The 20,515-nt window shown below is 70.5% G+C and carries 21 protein-coding genes, 1 tRNA gene and 1 pseudogene; 11 read left to right on the plus strand and 12 right to left on the minus strand.

Translation table 11 applies throughout. The features are described 5' to 3' along the window. Positions 1–6: 6 nt before the first annotated feature. From ACN27D_RS24715 to ACN27D_RS24725, 3 genes are read left to right on the plus strand one after another with little or no spacing between them, the layout of a single operon-like run. On the plus strand, positions 7–1,341 hold the full coding sequence (locus ACN27D_RS24715; RefSeq protein WP_121683380.1) for an LLM class flavin-dependent oxidoreductase: 1,335 nt from the start codon (positions 7–9) through the stop codon (positions 1,339–1,341). Further along, entirely contained in the window at positions 1,338–1,901 is a 564-nt protein-coding gene (locus ACN27D_RS24720) for a flavin reductase family protein (protein WP_120570906.1), read from the plus strand. The genes ACN27D_RS24715 and ACN27D_RS24720 overlap by 4 nt, the downstream gene beginning before the upstream one ends. Then, positions 1,898–2,509, plus strand: coding sequence for a malonic semialdehyde reductase (locus tag ACN27D_RS24725; protein ID WP_421500097.1), 612 nt, complete (start codon positions 1,898–1,900; stop codon positions 2,507–2,509). The genes ACN27D_RS24720 and ACN27D_RS24725 overlap by 4 nt, the downstream gene beginning before the upstream one ends. Position 2,510: 1 nt before the next feature. On the opposite strand, the gene ACN27D_RS24730 is transcribed toward ACN27D_RS24725, so the two are convergent. Further along, complete coding sequence (locus ACN27D_RS24730) at positions 2,511–2,966, minus strand: RrF2 family transcriptional regulator (protein ID WP_104114498.1); 456 nt, start codon at positions 2,964–2,966, stop codon at positions 2,511–2,513. A 7-nt stretch (positions 2,967–2,973) separates the two neighbouring features. Continuing rightward, positions 2,974–3,891 carry a helix-turn-helix transcriptional regulator gene (locus ACN27D_RS24735; protein ID WP_120570904.1) on the minus strand — a complete coding sequence of 306 codons (918 nt, stop codon included), beginning with the start codon at positions 3,889–3,891 and terminating at the stop codon, positions 2,974–2,976. 188 nt (positions 3,892–4,079) lie between these two features. Between ACN27D_RS24735 and ACN27D_RS24740 the strand changes: the two genes are divergently transcribed. Beyond that, on the plus strand, positions 4,080–4,856 hold the full coding sequence (locus tag ACN27D_RS24740) for a glucose 1-dehydrogenase (RefSeq protein ID WP_421500098.1): 777 nt from the start codon (positions 4,080–4,082) through the stop codon (positions 4,854–4,856). Positions 4,857–4,929: 73 nt separating this feature from the next. Here ACN27D_RS24740 and ACN27D_RS24745 read toward each other — a convergent pair whose 3' ends face one another. Then, positions 4,930–5,361, minus strand: a complete 432-nt coding sequence (locus tag ACN27D_RS24745; protein ID WP_007457244.1) for an SsgA family sporulation/cell division regulator — start codon at positions 5,359–5,361, stop codon at positions 4,930–4,932. Between the two features lie 273 nt (positions 5,362–5,634). On the opposite strand from ACN27D_RS24745, the gene ACN27D_RS24750 reads away from it, so the two are divergent. Both ACN27D_RS24750 and ACN27D_RS24755 read left to right on the plus strand, forming a co-directional pair. Continuing rightward, positions 5,635–6,174 (plus strand): TIGR02611 family protein, encoded by a 540-nt coding sequence (locus tag ACN27D_RS24750; protein ID WP_174361703.1) that lies wholly within the window; start codon positions 5,635–5,637, stop codon positions 6,172–6,174. Positions 6,175–6,224: 50 nt separating this feature from the next. Next, positions 6,225–6,296, plus strand: a tRNA-Val gene (locus ACN27D_RS24755). Positions 6,297–6,374: 78 nt separating this feature from the next. Here the strand turns inward: ACN27D_RS24755 and ACN27D_RS24760 are convergent. From ACN27D_RS24760 to ACN27D_RS24775, 4 genes are all read right to left on the minus strand, one after another. Next, positions 6,375–7,595 (minus strand): tyrosine-type recombinase/integrase, encoded by a 1,221-nt coding sequence (locus ACN27D_RS24760; RefSeq protein WP_184977079.1) that lies wholly within the window; start codon positions 7,593–7,595, stop codon positions 6,375–6,377. After that, on the minus strand, positions 7,595–7,792 hold the full coding sequence (locus ACN27D_RS24765) for an excisionase family DNA-binding protein (protein WP_184977078.1): 198 nt from the start codon (positions 7,790–7,792) through the stop codon (positions 7,595–7,597). The genes ACN27D_RS24760 and ACN27D_RS24765 overlap by 1 nt, the downstream gene beginning before the upstream one ends. Then, a complete protein-coding gene (locus tag ACN27D_RS24770; RefSeq protein ID WP_184977841.1) occupies positions 7,789–9,339 on the minus strand; it encodes a replication initiator in 1,551 nt (516 codons plus the stop codon). The genes ACN27D_RS24765 and ACN27D_RS24770 overlap by 4 nt, the downstream gene beginning before the upstream one ends. A gap of 520 nt (positions 9,340–9,859) precedes the next feature. Further along, entirely contained in the window at positions 9,860–10,192 is a 333-nt protein-coding gene (locus ACN27D_RS24775; protein ID WP_184977077.1) for a hypothetical protein, read from the minus strand. Between the two features lie 676 nt (positions 10,193–10,868). Between ACN27D_RS24775 and ACN27D_RS24780 the strand changes: the two genes are divergently transcribed. Together ACN27D_RS24780 and ACN27D_RS24785 are read left to right on the plus strand one after the other, a co-directional pair. Beyond that, entirely contained in the window at positions 10,869–11,804 is a 936-nt protein-coding gene (locus ACN27D_RS24780; RefSeq protein WP_114919826.1) for a phosphotransferase enzyme family protein, read from the plus strand. 83 nt (positions 11,805–11,887) lie between these two features. Further along, positions 11,888–12,714, plus strand: a protein-coding gene (locus ACN27D_RS24785) for an IS5 family transposase (protein WP_085985943.1) whose coding sequence is annotated in 2 segments (ribosomal slippage) — positions 11,888–12,251 and positions 12,251–12,714 — 828 coding nt in all. Because the reading frame shifts where the segments join, the coding sequence is not laid out codon by codon here. Positions 12,715–12,863: 149 nt separating this feature from the next. Here ACN27D_RS24785 and ACN27D_RS24790 read toward each other — a convergent pair. After that, entirely contained in the window at positions 12,864–13,172 is a 309-nt protein-coding gene (locus ACN27D_RS24790) for a hypothetical protein (RefSeq protein WP_162881519.1), read from the minus strand. 179 nt (positions 13,173–13,351) lie between these two features. Between ACN27D_RS24790 and ACN27D_RS24795 the strand changes: the two genes are divergently transcribed. Next, positions 13,352–13,918 carry an NUDIX hydrolase gene (locus tag ACN27D_RS24795; RefSeq protein ID WP_114919827.1) on the plus strand — a complete coding sequence of 189 codons (567 nt, stop codon included), beginning with the start codon at positions 13,352–13,354 and terminating at the stop codon, positions 13,916–13,918. Positions 13,919–13,921: 3 nt separating this feature from the next. On the opposite strand, the pseudogene ACN27D_RS24800 reads toward ACN27D_RS24795, so the two are convergent. From ACN27D_RS24800 to ACN27D_RS24815, 4 genes and pseudogenes are all read right to left on the minus strand, one after another. Next, positions 13,922–14,917, minus strand: a pseudogene (locus tag ACN27D_RS24800) (XRE family transcriptional regulator); the annotation flags it as partial. 511 nt (positions 14,918–15,428) lie between these two features. Further along, positions 15,429–15,746 (minus strand): hypothetical protein, encoded by a 318-nt coding sequence (locus tag ACN27D_RS24805; protein WP_421500099.1) that lies wholly within the window; start codon positions 15,744–15,746, stop codon positions 15,429–15,431. Next, complete coding sequence (locus tag ACN27D_RS24810; RefSeq protein WP_358175727.1) at positions 15,743–16,579, minus strand: hypothetical protein; 837 nt, start codon at positions 16,577–16,579, stop codon at positions 15,743–15,745. The genes ACN27D_RS24805 and ACN27D_RS24810 overlap by 4 nt, the downstream gene beginning before the upstream one ends. Before the next feature lie 424 nt (positions 16,580–17,003). Then, on the minus strand, positions 17,004–17,816 hold the full coding sequence (locus ACN27D_RS24815) for a hypothetical protein (RefSeq protein ID WP_421500100.1): 813 nt from the start codon (positions 17,814–17,816) through the stop codon (positions 17,004–17,006). Positions 17,817–18,595: 779 nt separating this feature from the next. Between ACN27D_RS24815 and ACN27D_RS24820 the strand changes: the two genes are divergently transcribed. Together ACN27D_RS24820 and ACN27D_RS24825 are read left to right on the plus strand one after the other, a co-directional pair. Continuing rightward, positions 18,596–19,567: an IS481 family transposase gene (locus ACN27D_RS24820; RefSeq protein WP_421500101.1), complete on the plus strand. Its 972-nt coding sequence runs from the start codon at positions 18,596–18,598 to the stop codon at positions 19,565–19,567. A gap of 188 nt (positions 19,568–19,755) precedes the next feature. Continuing rightward, complete coding sequence (locus ACN27D_RS24825; protein ID WP_358175733.1) at positions 19,756–20,304, plus strand: DUF6426 family protein; 549 nt, start codon at positions 19,756–19,758, stop codon at positions 20,302–20,304. Positions 20,305–20,515: the final 211 nt, after the last annotated feature.

The following is a 20,515-nucleotide window of genomic DNA, read 5'->3' on the forward strand; positions in this document are numbered from 1 at the left end:
ACCGCCATGTCCCGGACCCTGCACCTCAACGCCTTCCTGATGGGTGTCGGCCACCACGAGGCGGCCTGGCGGCACCCGCGCGCCGACCCGAGCCGCCTCGCCGACGTACGCCACTTCCAGGAACTGGCCCGCATCGCCGAGCGGGGCACGCTCGACTCGGTGTTCCTCGCCGACGGGCTCGCCGTCGGCCCGGCCGTGCGGCACAACATCCAGGCCGTCTTCGAACCGATCACGCTGCTCGCCGCGATCGCCACCGCGACCGAGCACATCGGCCTGATCGCCACCGCCTCCACCACGTACACCGAACCGTTCAACCTGGCCCGCGCGTTCGCCTCGCTCGACCACCTCAGCGGCGGCCGGGCCGGCTGGAACATCGTCACCTCCGCCCAGGCCCGGGAGGCCCGCAACTTCAACCTCGACGACCACCCCGCCCACGCCGACCGCTACCGGCGGGCCGCCGAGTACGTCGACGTGGCGATCAAGCTCTGGGACAGCTGGGAGGACGACGCGCTGGTCCTGGACGCCGCCGCCGGTGTGTTCGCGGACACCGGCCGGGTGCACGAGATCGACCACGCCGGCGAGCGGTTCCGGGTCCGCGGGCCGCTGAACACGCCCCGCCCGCCGCAGGGCCGGCCGCTGCTGGTGCAGGCCGGCTCGTCCGCCGACGGCATCGCGTTCGCCGCCCGGTACGCCGAGGCCGTGTTCACCGCCCAGCAGACGCTCGCCGACGGGCAGGCGTTCTACGCGGCGCTCAAGCGGGCCACCGCCGACGCCGGCCGCGACCCGGAACTGGTGAAGGTGCTACCCGGTATCGCGCCGGTCATCGGGGGTACCGAGAAGGAGGCCCGTGCCCTCGCCGACGAACTGGAGGCCCTGATCGTGCCCGAGCACGCGCTCGCCCAGCTCTCCGGCATGACCGGGCTCGACCTGACCGGGCTGCCGCTGGACGGCCCGCTGCCCGACCTGCCGGACGCCGGCGCCGTGCAGTCCCACCAGAGCCGCTACCAGCTCGTCGTCGACCTGGCCCGGCGGGAACTGCTCACCCTGCGGCAGCTCATCGGCCGGCTCGGCGGCGGACGCGGGCACCGCGTCGTGGTCGGCACCCCGGAACAGATCGCCGACCAGATCGAGCTCTGGTTCACCCAGGGCGCCGCCGACGGCTTCAACGTCATGCCACCGCTGCTACCCGATGGACTGGAGGCCTTCGTGGACCACGTCGTACCACTGCTGCGCCGGCGCGGGCTGTTCCGTTCCGCGTACACCGGGCGCACCCTGCGCGAGCACTACGGCCTGCCCCGCCCGGCCAGCGTCTACGCGACCCGTGAGCTGGTGGCGTCGTGACCACCGTGGACCGGCCCGGCGCCGCCACCGTCGAGCTGCGCCCGGTCGACGTCGACTCGTTCCGCGGCCTGCTGCGCCGCCAGGCGTCCACCGTCACCGTGGTCACCACCCCCGGCCTGCGTGGCAACCGGATGCGGCCGGACCTGCCGCCGGCCGGCTTCACCGCCACCTCGTTCACCTCGGTGTCGCTCGACCCGCCACTGGTCTCGGTCTGCCTCGGCCGCGCCTCGTCGAGCTGGCCCACCGTCGAGCAGGCCGAGCACGTCGCGGTGCACCTGCTCGCCTCCGGCCAGCAGGAGATCGCGCAGATCTTCGCCACCAGCGGCATCGACCGGTTCACCGCCCACCCGGGCTGGACCACCGGGCCGTTCGGCGTGCCGCTGATCGGCGACGCGCTCGCCGTGCTGCTGTGCCGGGTGGTCCGCCGGATCGAGGCGGGCGACCACACCATCCTGCTCGGCGAGCCGCTCGCGCTCGGCGCGGGCGAGGACGGCGACCCGCTGCTGCACCACCGGGGCCGCTACACCACCACGCTCGGCGACTGGCCCGAGGCGTGGTGACCACCGCCGCCGACGAGCTGATCGCGCTCGACCGGGCCGCCCAGGACCTGCTGTTCCGGGCGGCCCGCACGGCCAACGCGTTCACCGACGAGCCGGTCGGCGACGAGCACGTCCGCGCCGTCCACGACCTGGTCCGGTACGGCCCGACCGCGATGAACGCCCAGCCGCTGCGGGTGCTGCTGCTGCGCTCGGCGGCGGCCCGGGCGCGGCTGCTGCCGTACGTCAGCGCCGGCAACCGGGACAAGACGGCCTCCGCGCCGCTGACCGCGGTGCTCGCCGCCGACGTGGACTGGCACGACCGGCTGCCCGAGCTGTTCCCGCACCGCCCTGGCGCGCGGGACTGGTTCACCGGCGACCCGGCCGGCCGGGAGGCGCAGGCCCGGTTCAACGCCGCGCTCCAGATCGGCTACCTGCTGGTCGGCGTACGCGCCGCCGGGCTGGCCGCCGGACCGATGGCCGGGTTCGACGCCGCAGGCGTGGAACGCGAGTTCTTCACCGGCGGGCGGCACCGGGTGCTGCTGCTGATGAACATCGGCCGCCCCGCGCCGGACGCCTGGCGGGAACGGCTGCCCCGCCTGCCCTACGAGGAGGTGGTCAGCACGCTGTGAGTCAGCGCGGCTCCCACGCGTCCGGCTGAGCGGTCAGCTTGCGCACGTGGGCCGGCAGCCGGCCGCTGACCAGCTCGTCCAGGCTCACCTCGTCGACCACCCGGCGCACCGACGCGCGTACCGCCACCCAGAGGCGGGGCAGGTTCTCCGCCGCCCCCTCGTACTGCGTCTCCTCGGGGCGCAGCCCGCGTACCCCCGCGAGCGGACCGTCGACGGCGCGCAACACGTGCCCGATGGTGATCTCCCGCGGCGGCCGGGCCAGCGTGTAGCCGCCCTCGGCGCCGCGCTGGGCCCGGACGACCCCGGCCCGGCGCAGGTCCGCCAGGACCGCCTCGAGGAACTTGCGCGGCATGTCCTGCTCCGCCGCGATGGCCTGGGTGGACAGCAGGGTGGGGTACGCGGTGGCCAGGCTCAGGGCTGCCCGGACCGCGTAGTCGCCGCGCGCGGAGATCTGCACAGTGCCATCATGCCTGGCCGCCGGGTGCGGGGGAGTCGGCGGGCGGCCGGGGTCGCACCAGACGGACGGGCAGCGGGCGTTCCCGCTCGGCCCGGAACGTCCCCGGACTCACCCCGACCTCCCGGGTGAAGAAGCGGCCGAAGTTCGTCGGCTCGGGAAAACCCAGCTCCCGGCCGATCGCGGCGATCGACTCGTCGGTGGCGGCGAGCAGCCGGCACGCCTGCAACGCCACCCGCTCGTCGATCACCTGCTTGGCGCTGCGGCCGGTCACCGCCAGGCAGGCCCGGGTCAGGGTACGCACCGAACAGCCGAGCTGGGCGGCGTAGTCCTCCACCCGGCGGGTGTGCCGGTAGCCGCGTTCCACCTCCCGGCACAGCCGCCGGAACGTCTCCGTCTCGGCCCGGGGCGTCGCGCCGTTACGCGGATGCGGCAGCAGGCTCAGCCGCAGCAGCAGCACGGCGAGCTGGTGGCGCAGCAGCGCCGCGGCGGCCGGCACCAGCGCGTGCCGGTCGGCGTCCACGGCGAGCTGGCTCACCTCGCTGATCACCGCGTCCTCGTCCTCACCGGCGAGCTGGCGGTGGGCGGGCACCGCGTCCGGGTCGACGTCGAGGCCGCGCAGCGCGTCCGGCCGCCAGCTCACCACAGTCGCGTCGAGCTGGGCGCCGACGAACCGCAGCGCCTGGCCGGGGTGCGCGCGCAGCAGCGTGCCCGGACGGCAGGGGACCGGCCGGAAGTCCAGCTCGGCGGTGCCGTGGCCGTGGGTGACCAGGATCAGCAGATCGCGGTCGAGCAGGACCGGGCGGGGCCAGCCGGGCTCGGCGGCGAGGTCGCCGAGCACACCGGTGACGATCTCGTCGGTGCCGGGGCGGAACTCCGGCAGGCCGGTGCGGGTGGCCGGGGAGGGCTGACCGGTAGTGACCATCATCCCGACGGTAACCGGCAAGCCCGCACGTTGCATCTCGACGGTTTCACCCGCACGGGCCGCTCTTGTCGGCAGCCGAGCCGGACGGTTAGGTTACCGATCGGTAAGACCCGGGCCGGCGTGCGTTGCGCACCCCGGCCACGCGGCCCCGGCCGACCGGCCCGCGGCCGGGCGACGGCGATGGGATGGGCATGACGGATCTGTTCTCGGTCGACGGCAAGACGGTCCTGGTGACCGGCGGCTCACGCGGCATCGGGCTGATGATCGCGCGCGGCTTCGTCCGGGCCGGCGCCAAGGTGATCATCTCCTCGCGCAAGGCCGACGTGTGCGAGTCGGTCGCCAAGGAACTGTCCGCCGAGGGCCACTGCGAGGCCATCCCGGCCGACCTGGGCAGCGACGCGGGCGCGCTGGCGCTCGCCGAGGCCGTGCGGGAACGCCACGACCGGCTGCACGTGCTGGTCAACAACGCGGGCGCCACCTGGGGCGCGCCACTGGAGGAGTACCCGGAGGGCGCCTTCGACAAGCTGTGGGCGGTGAACGTCAAGGCCGTCTTCCGGCTCACCACCGCGCTGCTGCCGCAACTGCGCGCCGCGGCCGACGCCGACGACCCGGCCCGCGTGATCAACATCGGGTCGATCGACGGCATCCGGGTCCCGTGGATGGAGGTGTACGCGTACTCGGCCACCAAGGCGGCCGTGCACATGCTCACCCGTGGCCTCGCCCACCAGCTCGCCGGCGAGCAGATCACAGTCAACGCGATCGCGCCCGGACCGTTCGAGAGCAAGATGATGGCGTTCGTGCTGGACGACCCCGAGTCGCGCGCAGCCATCGAGCAGCAGGTGCCGCTGGGCCGCATCGGCCGGCCCGAGGACATGGCGGGCACGGCGATCTACCTGGCGTCGCGCGCCGGCGCGTACCTGACCGGAGCGGTCATCCCGGTCGACGGCGGGATCACCACGCGCGGCTGAGGCGTACCCCGGTTGCAGACGGCCCGGGGCCGCGCGGACTCGGCAGATCCGCGCGGCCCCGGGTTTCGCCGTGTCAGCGACCGGCGAGCAGCCGGTTCACCGCGGTGTCGACGTCCAGGTGCTCGGCCTCACGGCCACGCGGGACGACGACGTAGGTCCGGCGCAGGAAACGCACCAGCACGCTGCGCGGAACCTCGAACAGGGCGTTGCCGTCCGGGGACGACAGCGCCAGCGCGACGAAGTCGCCGCGCGGGGTGGCCCACGGCCAGACCCGCACATCACCGATGCCGGCCGGCTCGTCGAGCCCGGTGACCAGCAGTTCGCGTGCGAACGACCAGCTCACCGCCTCGCCGCCGGCGGACTCGGCATGGAACAGGACATGGACCGCATACGGGTCAGCAGGGTCGTAACGCAGACTGGCACGCACCGGCAAGGCGGTGGCGTCAGGCGCGACGAGCCTTAGCGACGTCTCGACCTCTACGGTCGTCGGTCGGATGACACTCATGGACGTTCTCCCCCCGGCACCGCTGCGGAACGCGCGTGTCCCGCTTTTCCCATACTCAGGTGCTGCTCCTGGCTACGCTCCGCCATACGCTGACTTCACCCAGTGGTGGGAAGGGGTTCCGAAAGCCCCCGGGACCGCCTGGCCCCGCGTAGAATTTCCGGTTCCGCCCACTCCGTCGTTCCGCCCGGCAACGGGTGGTTCAGTCGTCGACTTACTCCGGTAACGTCCAGTCGTGAGCAGGGGTGACGGTCCCGCGCGACACTGGGGGTGGAAATGGTCACGAGGGGCTCCTCGGTGACGTCGCGGACCACGGCCGAATCGCCGAAAGGTGCGGCCCGAGCAGCCGAAAGTCGGGGGTACGAGGTGCCGGTGGAAGGGCGGTCGCAAGGCGCTCTCATGGAGCAGCGCCGGCGGCGACGGGGCTGGCGGGGACGCCTGCACACCACGCTCGACCTGATCCGCGCCAACCCCACCGGCCGCGTCGCCCTGAAGATCTTCATAGGCATCCTCGGCGCCATCGTCGTCACAGTCGGTGTCGCGCTGATCCCGCTGCCCGGCCCCGGCTGGCTGCTGGTCATCGCTGGCCTCGGCGTCTGGGCGGTCGAGTTCCACTGGGCGCGACGGCTGCTCGCGTTCACCCGCCGGCACGTCAACTCCTGGACGCGCTGGGTGAAGATGCGGTCGCTGGGCGTGCGCTTCGTGCTCGGGGCGGTCGGGCTCGCGTTCGTGTCGGTGGTGGTGTGGCTGTCGCTCAAGTACAGCTTCGGTATCGACGTGGTGGCGGAGGCGCTGCACTACCTCGCGACGCACTGAGGCCCGGTTTTTGGTCCGGGCGGGTGATCGGGTAGAGTCATGCGCGCTGAGGGCGATTAGCTCAGCGGGAGAGCGCTTCGTTCACACCGAAGAGGTCACTGGTTCGATCCCAGTATCGCCCACGCAGGTCAAAGGCCACTTCCCGGCTTCGGGAGGTGGCCTTTCTGCTTGCGTACAGCAGCTTTGTACAGCAGTTCTCGTCAGCGGCTCAGGGATTCGCCGAGGCGCTTGAGTGCGTCTCTCGTCTTTGTCGATGTGACCTGCGTGTAGATCTCCATCGTTACCGAGAAGCGGGCGTGCCTGAGCACCTGCATGGCGACTCTGGGGTGGACGTCGAGGTCGGCCAGCAGTGTGGCGCAGGTACGTCTGGCGTCGTGGACCGTGATCGGCTTGACGCCTGCTTTCTCGCACCTCGTCTGCCAGGAGCGTTGGAAGTTGCGCGGCTCGATCGGTGTGCCGTAGCGGGTGGTGAAGACGAGTCCGCTTTCGTGCCACGCCTTGCCGGCGGCTGCTCTCGCCTCGTCGCGTTGCTCGCTCCGCAGTTTCAGGGCCGTGAGGCAGATGTCGGGCAGGGGGAGGGTGGCGTCGGATGCCTGGGTCTTGGTGTCGCGGTGCAGGAGCTGTCCGCGTACGCGTTGGAGCTGGCGGCCGATGGTCAGTTCCCCGGCGTCGAGGTCGACGTCCTTCCAGGTGAGTCCGAGCGCTTCGCCCTTGCGGAGACCGGTGACGAGGACCAGGGCGTAGGCGGCGTAGAGCGGGTCGTCGTCGGCTTTCGCGGACTCCAGGAACTTCCGTGCCTCGTCGCTCGACCAGGACCTACCCCGCCGACGGCGGACCGTGGCCAGGGTGACCGGCACGGCGGGATTCTTGGTGATCAGGTCTTCGGCCTGGGCGTGGGTGAGGGCGGCCCGCAGCGCGGCCCGGATGTCGCTGACCGTCCGCGTCGACGGGACTGCTTGGCAGCAGCGGCCGACCGCGCAGCAGCGGCGCTTGTGCTTCGGGCGGGCGGCGTCCTTGCCTTGTGCGCAGCACTGGCAGGTGCGGGCGACCTGGTTGATCCAGGTCTGCACGTCGCGGGACTGGAGTCGGTCGAGCCGCTTCGCTCCGAGGCCGGGGGAGATGTAGAGGCGGACGAAGGTTTCGTAGGTGGCGTAGGTCAGGGGTGCCCGGTTCGGCTGGATGATCTCGGTCAGCCAGTAGGTGAGGAAGGTGCCGACCGTCGGCACGCTCGTTGCTACTGGTCCCTGCTTCGCCTGCTGGTGCAGTTTGATCCACTTGTCGTGGACGGCTTCGCGGGTCTTGCCGTAGACGTACTTGCGGGTGCGCCGGCCGTCGGCCTTGGTGACCCAGACGTACGCGGCGAAGCCGTAGCGGTACGGGAAGATCGAGCCTTCGCCGTTGGCTCGGGCGCGTCCGGGCATCAGGCGGCCTCCTGGCGTTCGACCTGTTCGCGGATGTAGTCGTCGACCCATTCGGGGAGGACGCGGCGGTACTTGCCGTCCTTGATGGAGCGCAGCTCGCCGGTGGCGATCTTCATCTTGATCTTGGAGATGCCGAAGCCGAGCAGCACGGCGACCTCAGCGGGGGAGTACCAGCGCGGGGTGAGGTCTCGGCTCATGCGGCCACCCAAGTTTCGTGGGCGAGTTCTTCCCGGCCGATGCGTCTGCTCTCGCGTCGCTGCCGCGCGGCGGTGTTGGCGAGCAGGGCGTCACCTTCGGTGAGCCAGCCGGAGCCGAGGTAGGTGAGGGTGCCGACGCTGATCGTGTCGGCCGGTTCGTCGTCCTCTTCGCGGCGGTAGGTGGTGCGGGTGGCGCGGAGCTGGCCAAAGGTGACGGAGTAGCGGCGGGCTTTGGTGAGGAAGTGGCCGCCGAATCCGAGCATGTGCGCCCAGCGCCGCAGTCCGGTGTAAGGGTTCGGTTTGGTGTCAAGGCTGGCTTGACGGTGGTCGCCGGTTGCGGCGCCGCCGGTCACATCGGTGTGGGTGGGGCGGCCGAGGTGCCAGCAGGCGTCGATGAGGCGGGCGACGTGGTCGCCTCCGGGGTCGGCGTAGTCGTCGATCGTGGCCGTGGTGAGTCGGGTGGAGGAGTGGCCGGTGGCTTCGGTGGCCTTGGTGGCGTACTTGGCGAGGTAGGCGGCCACCTTGCCGTCAGTCAGCTCGCCGCCAACGGTGTTGATGCGTCGGACGTCGACCTGCTCGCCCCAGGTGACCAGCCAGCCTTGCGGCTGGTCGGGGTGCGGGGGTGTGGTGACGGTGATCTGCCGGGCGGCGGCGTGGATCGCGTCTTCCAGGTCGTCGACGGTGATGCCGGCCGGTGGCGGTACGAGGGCGTCCGGGTCGTCGGGGTCAACGCCGTCCAGGCGCAACAGGACGTGGAAGTGCACCGCTCCCCGGCGTTGCATTTCGGCGACCTTGCCGTGGGACACCCGCACGGGCGGCACCCAGCGGACCTTGCCGGAGGCGGTGACGATGCCGAGCTTCGGAATGCCGCGTCGACGGCACGTTGCGCCGACGTGGCGTTCGGCGGCCTGTTTGGTGCGTCGCCACAGCTCGCCGGAGAAGTGGTTCCAGACGACCTGGTGGGCGTGGTCGTTGCAGTCGAGGCACAACGGCTGGCCGAGCCGCGGATCGTCGGCGTCGTGGCGGGCGAAGCACGCTATGGGCTGCCCGTGCGGGCAGGTTCCGGCGTTGCTGCGGGCGCGGCAGGGGGCGGGTCGGCAGTCGCAGCGCTGCCGGTGGCGGCAGGTATGACGGGGAACGTGGCGGTGGTGGACCGGGCTGAAGGACGGGGCGGTGAAGGTGGCGAAGACGACCGGGTGTCGGCCGACCGAGGCGGGGATGCCCTTGCCGCCGGTCAGGCCGCGACAGACGACTTGGTAGGCGTCGCCCTGGTAGACCCAGGCGCAGTCGGGGCACGCCGATTCGCGGCGGTTGCCGCACGCCTTGTACAGCGTCCGGTCGGGCAGCTCGTCGGTGTGCTGCTCGCTCAGGACTCGGCCGGTGTTCCGGTCGACGGCGGCGATCGTGCCGCTGAGGCGGACCGGGCGAGCACAGCCGCCGGCGGGGCGGGTGTGCTCCAGCCAGCCGGAGAACTCCGGCGTAGCGGCGCGGTGCAGGGCCTGGGCGTCACGACCGGCGGCGAGGCCGGGGCGGTAGGTGGTGAATATGGCTGTCTCCTCTTTAGGGGTGGCAGGGACGGGAGACGAAGCACCACCAGCCGTGGACGCCTGTCCGCTGGTGGTGTTCGTCGTGTCTCCTGGCACCGCCGAGAGGGCGGCTGACGCCGGAGGGCGGAATCGTGGCGATGCCACTTCCCGCCGATGGGTCATGTCCTTCCACGCTCGAGGACTCGGTGATCAAGTGCCGGCACGGGTAGGGAGCCTGGGATATCGGCATCCGGCGGGTTGCCGCAGGCTGCCCCCACCCGTGGAGGTGCGCGAATCCGGGCCATCGTGGACGGCAGGAGGACCGTGCCGGGCCGCTCAGCGGATTCGGAAAGCCGGCATAGCGCCGGTGCGATCGAGAGCCGGCGGGGGCGTGGCCCGCATCGGCGGCAGTAAGGCCGCTCGGCATCTCCGTCATCGAGTCCAGCGATCCGGCGGGAAGGCCGCGCCAGCGTCCTCGACGAGCGCCAGAGTAGCACCGGGTACCGACACGTCAACGTAACGCGAAACTGACGTCGAGCAATCAGGTTCGGTTTGCCTGCAGAGCGATGCGGTTGACGACCGCTTGCTGAACCGGACCGGTGTACTCAGTGAGGGTGAAGCGGCGATGCCCATCCGTGGGTTGCACGGTGACGGCGAGAGCGCTTCCGTCTTCGAATCGCAGCGTGAAGACCGGATCGAGTTCGCAGAGGAACGCAAACGCCTCGCGGTCCTCGTCGCTTGCGCTGACGAGGCGGCCGTCGGCCTCCCAGCCGCCGGTGACGGCGGCAATCACGATGGCCACCTTGACGCTGCCGAGGACGGTGGATGAGTTCGCCCACCAGTCCAGCCAGCACCGGCCCTCGAAGCGTTCCATGCCGTCATCTTTGCAGGGCGGCGGCGAAACGGTGGGGTGTCCTATGCGACCCGGACCCCGTTTTCGTGCGTGGCCGGGCTGACTGCCGGCTTGTGTGGGAGGACTTTCTGTACGTCTATCAAGGCGGCCCGCAACGGGCCGCACGCGCCGCCGCCTGGGCGCGCGTCCGTCGCTCCGCTGGCGCTCCGACTCCGGCCACGCAACACGCCCGGCGGCTGGCGCGGATAGCGGGAAGCCCGGAGGGGCCGTCGCATGACGACAGCAACGTTGACCGGGTGAGAGGTTGGGCCGGCAGCCGGCCGGGCCGCGCGGCCACGAGCCCGCGCGGCGTAGGGGAGCGCACGCCGGCCGCGTGGGCGAGCTGTGGCGGCTGCGGGGTTGCGGTTACTGCGCCTCCGGCGGGGGCGCTCCGGCTCCAGGATGGCCGGGGCCCCGTCGGCGGGTCACGGTCCGTGGGTGGTTGCAGTGGGCCATCCCGCCTGCCATCGACCCGGGCGAGCCGAGCAGACCACCGCCCGACCCGCCAGCGTCCATCGGGCGTCAAGGTCCGCTTGACGTGGCGGGCCGGGCGGTGGCCCGCTCCCCGGAGGGCGGGTCGATGGCCGACGGGATGGCGAGGTGGGCACGCGGTGAGGTCAGAAGTTCGTAGCCAGTTGCGGTGAATGGTGTTTGACTCGTGCTGGTGATCGATAATGGGAAGCTGTGTGCGTGTCTCGCGGCCTATTGGGGACTGGCGGACGCGGCGGTTCAGGTGCACAACGGCGGAATGAACTCGGCGACGTGGTTCGTCTCCGAGGGCGGTGAACGGTGGGTAGCCAAGGCGGTTGCGCCGGGATCGCGCCGTTCCTTCATGGGCGGCCTTGAGGTCGCGGCTCACGTCGAGGCGGCAGGCGTTCCGGCGGGCACCCCGGTAGTGACGAGGCACGGAAGCGTCGTCGCCGATGTCGACGGAGTGCCACTCGGGTTGTTGAACTGGGTCGCAGGCAACGGGCTGCTTGGCAGGAGCCCGGACGAGCAACGGCTGATCGGGGCAACCCTGGCGCGAGTGCACGCAGCGCTTAGAAGCGTGACGATCAAGGATGCCGATCGGTTTGACTGGGTCGATGCGCGGGCACCACATTTGGCAGTTCGTCCTTGGGTTCGACCCTCAGTGGCGGCCGCCCTTGCGGGGTACGAGGCGCTTGATGTCGGGTCTTTGTCGTGGGGCCTGCTACACACCGATCCGGCTCCAGAGGCATTCCGGCTCGACCGCAAGACGGGAGAGTGCGGACTGATCGACTGGAGTATCGCGATGAGCGGTCCGCTGCTGTACGACCTCGCGTCGGCAGTGATGTATGTCGGAGGCATCGATAACGCGGACTACCTGGTGGAGGCATACCTAGAGAGCAAGACGATGACGCGCGCCGAGGTGGAACACGGCTTGCTGGCCATGCTCCGGTTTCGGTGGGCGGTGCAGGCTGACTACTTCGCCCGTCGCGTCGTTACCGACGATCTGACCGGAATCACGAGCGCAGCCGACAACGAAGTGGGCCTGGAGAATGCGCATCGATGGCTCGGCCGCTTGGCGGCCAAAGAGCCTTCGGGGGCACACAGGGGGCACAAGACAGCGTGAAACGTCGGCAACCAGCCACTAAGAGCTCCTAACGAAATGATGTTGGGCGTGTCCTCGGGACGCGAGGATCGTTCTGTCTGAACGTGAGGAGGGGTGAGCAGCCGCCGTGGGTCGTCTCGGACGAACTCTGGGCCGAGGTCGCACCGCTGCTGCCGCCCCGTCCGCCCCGGCGGCGACGGTTCCCGGGCCGCAAGCCTCTCGATGACCGCAAGGTGCTGTGCGGGATCTTGTTCGTGCTCTACACCGCGATCCCGTGGGAGTACCTGCCCCAAGAGCTGGGTTTCGGCTCAGGAATGACCTGCTGGCGCCGGTTGCGGGACTGGAACGACGCTGGCGTGTGGCAGCGCCTGCACGAGGTGTTGCTCGGCAGACTCCGCGCCGCGGGCCAGTTGGACATGTCCCGGGCGGTGATCGACGGCTCCCACGTCCGGGCGCTCAAGGGCGGCCCAAAACCGGTCCGAGCCCGGTCGACCGCCGCAAGCCAGGCTCGAAACACCACGTCATCACCGACGCGGGCGGCATCCCCCTCGCCACGGCACTGACCGGCGGCAACCGCCACGACGTCACCCAGCTCATGCCCCTGGTCGACAAGATCCCCCGCATCAAGGGCATCCGCGGCCGGCCCCGGCAGCGACCCGACCGCATCTACGCCGATCGCGGCTACGACTTCGACAAGTACCGCCGCGAGCTACGGACCCGCGGCATCACACCTGTCATCGCCCGACGCGGCGTCCCACACGGCTCTGGGCTCGGCACCCGACGCTGGGTCGTCGAGCAGACCATCGCCCTGCTGCACTGGTTCCGCCGCCTGCGCATCCGCTGGGAGATCCGCGACGACATCCACGAAGCGTTCCTCACTCTCGCCTGCGCCATCATCTGCTGGCGCCGACTCCAACGCTTAAAGAGTTAGGAGCTCTAACAGCGTAAGCCCAAGATGTGGCGTGACAAGCCTGCCGACTGGGTCGCCGCCGGTCATGCGAGCGCCCGTCTATGTTCCGCTTCAACGTCTGAGCACCAGCGCAGCGCGGGTGCCTAGGATTTGCGGGTGACCCCGACTCATCACGCCGTTGAGATGGAAGACCTGCCCCGGCTGCGCAGCTCCTGGACGATGGAGCCGACGTCGAGGACCCGGACGAGCACGGCATAACTCTGCTGCATCATGCCGTGGATGTAGAGGGTGATGGTGCCCTCCAGAGAGGTGGGCCTCTCCACGTGGAGGTGACCGTCCTGCTGCTGATCCGAGGTGCGAGGCTCGACGTCGTCGATCGGGAAGGCCGCACGCCCTTGGACTACGCCCGAGCTAATGGACATTGGCCGGCCATCGAGCTGTTCGAGGCATGGCGGCGTCGACAGCAGCCGTGACAGCAACGGGCCTGGATGGACCCGGCCGGGGTCGGTGTAACACGGACGGTCGATCGAGGCGACGGTCCGGGACGCCGCCGGATGACGCGCCCGGAACTACAAGCGAGGGGTCGAACGCCGGGGTGGTGCGACCAGCAGATGCCGACTGTCGCGCAGGTGATGGGGTCGGCGCGGATACTGGCGAGGTGGTGGAGAAGCAGGCGACGGAGTTGACCCGGTGGACCATCCACGGCGAGCGGGTCGTGGACGACACCCGGCGGGCGCGGCTGAGTATCGCCGAGGTGGAGTTGCCGGACGGGGTGCGTTTCGAGCAGTACGTGATCCGGGCTCCCCGGTCGGCCATGGTCGCCGTACTGGACGACCGGGAGCGCTTGCTGTTGATGCGGCGGCACCGCTTCGTGTTCGACCGGTGGGTGTGGGAGTTGCCCGGCGGCTATGTCGATGACGAGGAGCACCCGGCGCAGTGCGCGGTGCGGGAGGTCGAGGAGGAGACCGGCTGGCGGCCCCAGGCGGTGGAGCCGTTGCTGTCCTTCCAACCGTGGGTCGGCACTGCCGACGCCGAGAATCTGCTCTTCCTCGCCCGGCAGGCCGAGCACATCGGCACACCCGTGGACGTCAACGAGGCTGAGCAGGTCGCCTGGATTCCGCTCGACGAGGCGTACGGGCTGGTGTCCCGGGGTGAGATCGTTGGTGCCGGCACGGTGATTGCAGTGCTGGAGCTGGTCGCGCGCAAGGCCCGCGGGGAGCTGTAGGGGTCAGCGTCGGGGGCCGAGGGTGGCGTCGATGCGGCCGCTGAAGTGCCGGACGGCGGGTAGTCGCCGGTGTGGAGCGAGTTGGGATTGCAGGTCGCGCAGGTAGCGGACGGCTCTGGCGGACCGTAGCTGGCTGGTCAGGGTCAGGGCTTCTGCGCCGATGGCGCAGGCCCGGTCGGGTTGTCCCTGGTGGGCGTGGACGCTGGCGAGTAGGGCGAGGTTGAAGGCTCGGCCGCGTACGTAGCGGTTGTCCATGCGCAGGGATCGGGCGGCGAAGCGTTCGGCGTGGGTGGTGTGGCCGAGGGCGTGGAAGCAGTGTCCGAACTTGGCTGACAGGTACGCCTCGTCGAAGTAGCTGAGCCATTGCGGGTCGGTGCTGCGGTCGGCGCGGTCGAGGGCTTGTTCGGCCTGATGCAGGGCGGTGGCGCAGGCTCGTTCGTCGTTAGCTTTGGCCAGGGCGTGGGCTTCCATGACGTGGGCTTCGGCGGTCAGGACGGGGATTCCGGCGCGGCGGGCGGTTCGGCCGGCGGCGCGGGCGAGGTCGAGGCCGGTGGCGGTATGGCCGAGGTAGGTGGCCTGGTGGCTCATCGCCGCGAGGATCTCCGCGCCGAGGCCATCGTCTCCGGCGGCGTGGGCGAAGTCCAGGGCGAGGGTGAGGTACCGCTGGGCGATGCCGTGTTCGGCGGTGTCGTATGCCTGCCATCCGGCGAGCTGGGCCAGTTCGGCGGCGGCGCTGAGCAGCCGTTGACCGGTGGGGTGGTTGTACCGGCCGTCGGTGAGCAGCGGGGTCACCTCCTGGTGGAGGTAGCGGGCGACGGTGTCGCGGGCGTGCCCGCCGCCGTACTGGTTGTCCAACTGGCGGTAGGTCGTGGTCATGGCGCGGATGGTGTCAATCTCGGGTTGACCCACGGTGTTGCGTCCGCGTTGGGTGACCGGGGCCGGATCGGGGGCGGTGAGCCAGCGCAGCGCCGGCAGAGTATAGCCGGCGGAGCTGAAAGCTGACGGCGAGTAGCAACAGCAGGAGGGTCAGCCCGGCGGGTTGACCCTCCTGCATCTGTCCGTGGTCTCCGGGGCGATGGCCGGTGGCCAAAGCACCGTCCCGGACCCGGCGTCGGAAAACCGCCTCAAAGACGGTGACGTAGTCGAATCCGGCGTGCAGCAACAGCAGCGCGGTGACCGGGCCGGTGATACTGCCGCCAATGACGGCGATGGTGGGCTGCCGACCGGAGGCCGGCCTGGTGGCGGATGTCATGAGGGTTCCCTTCTGAAGAGCGGGAAACCCGGGCACGGCCGTGCCCGGGTGTGCGCGAGTGCGCGGGTGGCCGGGCATCGGCCAGGTGGTGCCAGTGAGAAGGCGGGTCAGCGACGGTGGACCGCGGACACACAGGCCAGCCGCCTTGATGCGGCGGGCGGATGGAGGCTCGGACGGCGCGGCGCCGGACGGCGTCCGCTGGTGCGCGAGGTGCGACCGGGCCGGCAGGGCGGCGCGGGAAGGTGTGGTCTCGGCGGGTTAGCGGCCGGGCGTGGTGAACGGAGACGGCACGGGAAGGATCCGCCGGGCCCGCTGCATTACCTCGTCGGCGACCGTGATCAGCGGTGTCGCGTCCGGGGGCGTGGCTGGGGTCGTGCGGTGCCAGCCACTACCGGGGCTGCTCGCGATGATCGTCCAGGTGAACAGCGGGGTGAGAACTTCGGCGACCGCCGTGCTCTGCGTGGCGTAGCTATCGCGGCAGACCCGCACCCGCAGGACGTACCCGTCGATGTGGTGCACCCGGGTCAGCTCGTAGGTGCCGTGGCCGTGCTGATGGAACACCTCGTCAACGATCACCGCGACCGGTCCTCCGGGTCCGTGGCGCGGGTCGTCGCCTCGGACGCGACCCGGCTCCAGGGCCACTGGTAGGCGCCGATGGCGTAGCAGCGGTTGGCATCCGGGACGACGCGGTCGTGCTCGACCCAGCGGCTGCCCAGGCCGTCGTCGCCCTCCCACTCGACGGTGACCTCGTCGCCGTCGAACCGCAGCCGGGGATGCTCTCCCGACATGTCCCCGGGGTAGAGGGCGTCGAGGTGGGCGGCCATGCGCTGCACCGCGAACCGAGGGAAGCGGCACAGCACCCCGGCGCGGGAGAGGGTGGTGTAGCCGGTGGCGACCATGGCGCGGTAGGCGCCGCCGCCGACCACGTCGCAGGTCACCGTCGCCGGGGTCCAGGTGGCAAGCGGCGGGGTGATGTCGCCGCGGCTGCGGAAGATGCGGTAGCGGACGTCGCTCGCCGGGTCCGGGTGCAGCCCGAACCAGCGCATCCCGTGGCGGCGGGCGTAGCGGAGCAGGTCGAGCAGGTCCCGCCGGCCGTCGACGTATTCGGTGTGCAGGGGCAGGAATCCGTGTCCGTCGTCGGTAGGGATCGGGTTGCCGGTGGCGCCGGTGGCGGTGTGGGTCCAGGTTTCGGCGCGGACGCGGTGGTCGGCGCCGTCGGCGTCGTACCAGCGGGGGACGCCGTTGGAGGACAACCAGTCACCGTCGGCGTCGTGTGACCAGATGAGCGCGGCCTGGTCCGAGACCCCGGCCCGGTACTGCTGCCGGGTTCTACGGTGCGCGCCGGTGGAGGCGGCGTGTTCGGCGAGCGGCAGGACGTCGTCGACGCGGAACCACAGTCGATCGGACATGGTGGGGAAACCTCCTGATGTGTGGAAGAGGGAAAGGTCGGCCGCTTCGCTGGCCGGGCTTGCGAGGCGCCCCAGCCCGGGGCGCCGGGCGGTGCCCGCACGGGGCCGGCAGCTAGTCCACGCCACGCTGCTCCGGCCCGCGGGTACGACGACGCGTGGCCCGCAGAAGCGGGTCGGTCGTGGTCCCAGGCGGGCGTGGTTCAGGTGGCAATGGACGTGGCGTAGGGGCAGTGGCCGCATTGGTCGTGGCGGGGTGTGCGTCGCAGGGCTCGGGAAGCCTCAGGGGCGCGGCGGTAGAGCTTGCGTCTGCTGCCAGGAGCCGGCGCGGCGCGGGTGGAGTGGCGTGGAGCCGGTCGGGTCGCCGCCGATCCCCAGGGAAGCAGGGGATGGGCGGTGGTGCCCGACCGGTTCCGGTGCCGTGGTGCTACAGGGCGACGGCGAGCAGCCGCTGGTCGGTCTCGACGGTGTCGAGGTACCGCATCGCCTGCTCGAGGTAGGTCACCCGGTGGGTCAGGGCGTCGCTCGCGGGTGCGAGCTTGTGCCCGTCCGGCGTGAGCAGGGCGTCGCCACAGACGGCGGTGGTGGCGCTGTAGTGCTGGTAGGCCATCGGGCCTGCCTGGAACATCTCCAGCTCACCTGGGCTGAGGCGGGCGGTGCCGTAGCTGGCCGCGTTGTGCATCCGCATCGCGTTGACGCGGGGTTGCTGGTGGAAGTCCGCCTCGGCCCGCTCGCGCGGGTAGCGGGCGGGGTCCGCCAGGTGGCGGGCCAGCAGGGTCGGCCACGGGGTGGCCAGCCGGGTGCCGTGCACGACCTGCTGCCACAGTTGGTGGCGGATGCCGGCGCCGACGCCGGCGGCGTGGCGCATGGCGGCGAGGTCGAGCAGCTTGATCGGTCCGCCGGCGCAGTACACCGGACGTCCCTTGCGAGGCGCGACCAGGTCGCGCCGCTGCCACAGCCACATGTCCGGGATGGCCCAGAAGCGGGGCTGCAGGGTGCCGGACACGCCGAAGTGCCGGTCGAGCTGGGTGGCGGTCAGCGCCTGCGACGGCAGTCCGTCGGGCAGGCAGACGATCATGGTGTGGATCGTCGCGGTCGGCGTGACCACCGGGCTGGTGGGCGCCGTGGTGCTGGCGGTGTTGGCTGCGGGAGCGGGCTTGCGGCCCGGGCGGGGCGTCACCGTCGGAACGCGGGTGCCGTAGCGGCTCAGCGGAGTCGCGGCACCGTCGGTTGCGGTCATTCGGGGTTCCTCCTCCGGTTGGGGCGGGCTGTTGGGCGCGCGGAAGCGGCCGGCCCACCGGGGTACATGGGTCGACTCACGGGACGAACAGGGGATGGGTGCAGCAGAGTGGCTGCTGGTGGATCGGGATGGTGCGGGTGGTGCGGTGCGACCTGGGGGTCGCCGCGTGGCGCGGGCGCCGACCGGCCGAGCAGACGGGTGGGCGGAGAACACCGTGGGGTGCGGCGGTGGTTCCCGAGGTGGGACCGGACCGGGTGGAGCGATATATGAAGGTGGTGTCGATGACGGTAGCGGCCGGATCTGTCAGCGCTGGCTGCGGTCCTGATCGTCAGTAGTGCGGTTGACCTGCACTGTCAGAGGCTTGCTGGTTCCGCGGGTGGGGGCACTAGGAGATGGGGTCGGTCTCACAGCCGCCCACGAGCGGTAGGAAGCCGCCAGTGGGGAGGGGTGGCCGCCGGGCCACGCACCGCGCCCGCCATAGCGGCCGTACTTGGCGGAACCCCGCCGCCACTGGGACTGATCAAGCCGGACAGTCCCCGACGAACGCATCCTGAACAGCTTTACCAAACCGTTACCGTTACCGTTGGTGTTCGTCGAGTCGGACGGAACGGCATCAGGGGGCTGCATTGAGTGCATGACTGTCGATATCCCGACTATGGACCTCACCGTGAGCTAGTTGTAATGCCCATGAGGGTTGTTGACGGCGTGGCGGCTTGAGACGAGGCGAGACCTCCGGCGAGGTGTGAGGTGCTGACGCCCACACGGAACCGGAGGTCTCCATGGCCCACCGTAATGCCCGGCTGACCATCCACGGCCGGCGGCTGCTCATCACGCGTGTCGTTGACCAGGGTCGGCCGGTGGCCCACGTCGTGAAGGAACTGGGCTGTTCTCGGGCCACCGGCTACAAGTGGCTACAGCGGTGGCGGGCCGAGGGCGACGCTGGTCTGCGGGATCGATCCAGCCGGGCTCACCACCAGCCGCACAAGACGCCCGCCCAGTTGGAGGCGCGGGTCTGCCAACTGCGCCAGGAACGCAAACTCGGGGCTCGCCGGCTCGGACCGTTGCTCGGGATGCCGGCCTCGACGGTGCACGCCGTTCTGACGCGGCACGGTCTACACCACCTGGCCTGGCTCGACCGGCCCACCGGTCAGCTCATCCGCCGCTACGAGCGCGACCGGCCCGGCGAGCTGATCCACGTCGACGTCAAGAAACTCGGCCGGGTTCGCGACGGCGGCGGCTGGCGCATCTTGGGCCGCGACAGCCTGGAACACCGCCGTGCCCGCACCGCCGGCCGTGTCGGCTTCGACTACGTGCACTGCGCCATCGACGACCACACCCGTCTCGCCTACGCCGAGATCCACCCCGACGAGAAGACCGACACCTGTGCCGGCTTCCTCCGCCGCGCCGCCGAGCACTTCGCCACCCACGGAATCACCCGCGTCGAACGCGTCATGACCGACAACGCATTGGCCTACCGCCGCGGCCGAGCCTGGCACCAGGCCCTGACCGACCTCGGTGCCACCGCCCGCTTCACCCGCCGCTACCGACCACAGACCAACGGCAAAGCCGAACGCTTCAACCGCACCCTGTGCGACGAATGGGCCTACGCCCAACCCTTCACCAACAACCAGCAACGCGCTGACGCTCTACCCGCCTGGCTGCACACCTACAACCACCACCGCAACCACACCTCGCTCGGCGGCAAACCACCCATCAGCCGCGTCAACAACGCTGCTGGGCATTACAGCTAGTGCTTTCAGGGGAGCGGCGAGCCCGGACAGTCGATGTGTCGTGCGGGGCCACCACGAGAGGTCCGGCCGCCCTATGATCATCGAACCTCCTTGACCAGCCGGTCGAGGAAAACGGGGGAAAGGTACGGCCGCGGTGTGCCACCACCGCGGCCGTGATGTTCCCACGGACGAGTCTCAGGAGGATCGAAGTGAGAACAGTTCCAATGCTACGCCCAGCGGCAGGAGCCGCGCTGGCTGGTCTTGCCACGGCCACGCTGCTCATCACGCCGGGCGCAGCGCAGGCCGCGCCGAAGGGTCCGGACCCGGTTATCCAGGGCTGCCCAAGCGAACACACCTACGGGTCCATCACCAACCAGGGACAGGTCCACTACCGGGTGGGACCGGGATACCAAAACTACAACGGCACGAACAGCACGGCCACCGTGAAGCTGACGGCAACGGTCGCCGGCACTGTTAGCTACTCGCTGTCCTCGACGGCGAGTGTCAAGGTGGACGTCATCGTCGCCGGCGTCGAGGGATCCCTCGGTGTCAATGTCTCTACCTCCCTCACCGCATCGGTGACCAACGAGATCTCCCTCACCGCCCGGCCGAAGACCTATGTCTACGGCGACTACGGCGTCTGGCGGCAGAAGTCGAAGGGCCTCTACGGGATCATGCAGCAATCCTGCAACGTGAAATCGTCGTGGATCACCTCGTACATGCCGGCCCGCGTCGGCTGGAACACGTGGGGCGGCTAGGAATTTAGCTGGGTGTCACCGGTCCACCAGGTCGGTGACACCCACCGTCTGCCGCCCACCGGGAGTTGATCAAATGTTCATCATGCCAATACGCTCCGTCGTGGTCGCCCTGTCAATCATCGTTGTGGCCACTGCGTGCGAGGCGTCACCCCAATCCCCCCCGCCGCCCTCCGCGACCCCGTCCACCAGTGCTGCCGAGGCACCACCGACG

The organism is Micromonospora sp. WMMD1274, from assembly GCF_049179035.1.
Classification (GTDB): domain Bacteria; phylum Actinomycetota; class Actinomycetes; order Mycobacteriales; family Micromonosporaceae; genus Micromonospora; species Micromonospora tulbaghiae.